Annotated in this window: 4 protein-coding genes; 2 read left to right on the forward strand and 2 right to left on the reverse strand. The window is 33.4% G+C overall.

Annotated elements, in window-relative coordinates:
- On the reverse strand, window positions 1–131 hold a 131-nt coding region (locus QZU77_RS10885), incomplete at its 3' end, for a helix-turn-helix domain-containing protein (RefSeq protein WP_366208879.1).
- Window positions 132–374: 243 nt separating this feature from the next.
- On the opposite strand from QZU77_RS10885, the gene QZU77_RS10670 reads away from it, so the two are divergent.
- Window positions 375–998, forward strand: a complete 624-nt coding sequence (locus QZU77_RS10670) for a sister chromatid cohesion protein PDS5 (protein ID WP_295603945.1) — start codon at window positions 375–377, stop codon at window positions 996–998.
- Window positions 999–1,020: 22 nt separating this feature from the next.
- Window positions 1,021–1,329: a transposase gene (locus QZU77_RS10675; protein ID WP_295603949.1), complete on the forward strand. Its 309-nt coding sequence runs from the start codon at window positions 1,021–1,023 to the stop codon at window positions 1,327–1,329.
- 636 nt (window positions 1,330–1,965) lie between these two features.
- On the opposite strand, the gene QZU77_RS10680 is transcribed toward QZU77_RS10675, so the two are convergent.
- On the reverse strand, window positions 1,966–2,870 hold a 905-nt coding region (locus QZU77_RS10680; RefSeq protein ID WP_295603947.1), incomplete at its 5' end, for an ABC transporter permease.

Raw genomic sequence — 2,870 nt, forward strand, 5'->3', positions numbered from 1 at the left:
AGTTCATTGTATCGGTTTAAAATATTATTCCATATAAACCTTGCATTTCCCATATTTTGATTCAAAACATGCTCCATTGAATTATCTAGAAAAATATCTACCTTTAAACCTTTATTAACAACACTACTCATAAAAAAACACCATATTTTTTTCCTATAATTTCGTTAAAAAAATACACGTTCACAAGATATTAATAATATATGCACATGCATAATATATAAAAGAAACCAGAGAGCAGAAGATCACTATTTTTCCAACATTAAAAAATACTACAAAATCAACATACCAAAAAATGGGTAAACTTTTCAAGAAAAACTATAATAAAAGATTAAGACAAAATCATAATAACAATAAGGTTGAGGGGGAGAATGATTATGGATGATGAGGTCATGCTAAAGGAATTGAGGAACATTACAAGGGATAAGGAATGCTGGAAGTCAAGCATTGGCCATGTTGCAGCATGCCTTGATAATGATAGTTCCGATGAGGTCAAGGCCAAGGCATTATGGCTTTTAGGAGAGATGGGATTGAAGCATCCTGAAAAAATAGATGTGCATGTTGATGATATAGCCTCATACATTGATGATGACAATCCCAAATTGAGGGAACGGTCAGCCAACGCATTGGGAAGAATCGGCAGGGCAAACCATAATCTCGCAGTTCCATATCTCGACAGGCTGATGGAGTTGAGGCATGACGAATCGGCCAACGTCAGACACTCCTTTGTTTGGGCATGTGAAAACATTGCATCGAATTCTCCTGAAATATTCTGTGAAAATCTTGACATGTTCTATGGGATGATTTCAGATTCAAGTGATAAGGTCCGCATTGAGGCTCCTGAAATGTTTAGGGTTATTGGAAAAAGAAAACCTGAGCATGTGGTGCCTTACATTGAAAGGCTTGAGTGGATTTGTGAAAATGATGAAAACAGGATTGTCCGCATACACTGCCGGGGAGCGATACGGGCAACAGAAAAATCTTTGAAGAAAAAACAATAATTTAGGGTGTCCGCCAAAATTAATTTTTGAATTTTGTGCAAAAAAAGAAAACCAATACTTACATTTCTACGGGAAATACACAGAACCATACAAAGATCCAAAAAAACCTGACAAAGTAAAAAGAATATACGACAATTACAATGCATGTAAAAACTGTAACGTACAAACAAAATGCTGTGCATCCTCAAAAAAACACAAAACAATCACAGAATACTGTTCAGAATTACAAAAAGCAATGGACCACAAAATGGAAAAACAAGAATATAAAGATGAATACACAAAAAGATCAAGCGTTGAAGGACCATTCGGAATATTCAAAGAACAATTCTAATTAGAAAAAGAAGTAGTCGTCGGAATGATAAAAACAGAAGAAAGAATAAACCTAGATACATTAGCATACAATCTAATCAGATTATACAACATAAAACAAGAAATAGAAAATACAACGAAAGATTTAGAAGATTTCTGTTAAAGTACATCCATTAAAAATCAATTACAACTCACAGCAACCATATTCTAAAAAAATAGGATTCAAAACTAAAATTTAATTTTGGCGGACACCCTGAAAATGATTAAAAATTTTTAAAAAGAAACAATGATTATATTTATTATAAATACAAAGAGAAATACTAAAAAAATAATTCATAAATTAACAATGGAGATAGATGCTCTTTGAAGTTTTGATGGGGTTTGTTTTTCTCATCAAACTTGATATTTTGGAGTTAACTAAATTTTTATGGTTTTTTTATTAATAAAGACTTTTACAAGTAACGATTTTAAATATTACTTGAAAATTATGGAAAAATGTAGAATCCCTTCAAAATACAAACTATATAACAATAGTTATTTTTTCCATAACATAAGTTAGTTTGCGGAAGTATATGAAGATTTTGAATTTTTCAGGGATTAGTTGTATTCGGATGTATAGAATTAAACAGTTTTTCTATTAATTTTTCAAATCAATTAATCACTCAAGAATTTTAGATTCTTCAACTACATCCATTTTCTTGATTTTAAAGAAGAATATGATGTTCACGACTATTGAAACCGCTAAAATGATTATGCATGTTGAAAGCAGGTTTGAAGGTGACAGTGTAGCTACCTGATAAAATCTTTTGCTTGATGATGTCCACATCAGCGCCTGAATATAGTAACCCAATGGGATGCCTGCCAATATTCCCAGAACTATAAAGAACAGGCTCTGGAGTGCAAGCAATTTTGTCAGAAATAGATTGCTAAATCCTAAAATCTTAAGTATGAGGATATCATATTCCATTTCCAAAAAGGACAAGGAAAGCAGGTTATATGTAACAACAACAGCCAAGACAATGGCGAAAAATATCAATATGGAAACCAGCAGCAGCAAGCTTTGATAAAGTTCGTTCCAATTGTCCTTTATGTCATCAATAGTGTTTACTGCTTTGATTCCGTCATATTCTCCATCTACATGCTCAGATGTTATTATGCTTGTTGGGGTGTAATTCAATCCCAATTCATCCAATTTGTCGGCTGATATGATCAATCCCTGGGAAGCCGGGTCGGCATATATCTTTTCAATCTTTACATCAACCCATTTGTCCGAACCCTTGATGTGCCATTTGAGTGTGTCTCCGACATGTACGTCAAGCGTTTCAGCAATTTTTCTTGAAATCAATACGTCTTCAGCATCGATTTTTATTTTTTCATGATTTTCGTCGGTTGGAGTAATCAAATCGGTGCCATTTAAAACCAGAAGATTGCCCGTAGTTTTGGCATTGTCCGATTCCATGTCAATGTGTGATTCCATCAGCTTGTCGCCATTGACCTTTTGTGCAATGTCATTGACTTGGGAGGGTTCCACATTCTTGTCGATAACCAATTTTGAATCAAAAT

The organism is uncultured Methanobrevibacter sp., assembly GCF_902774605.1.
Taxonomy (GTDB): Archaea; Methanobacteriota; Methanobacteria; order Methanobacteriales; family Methanobacteriaceae; genus Methanocatella.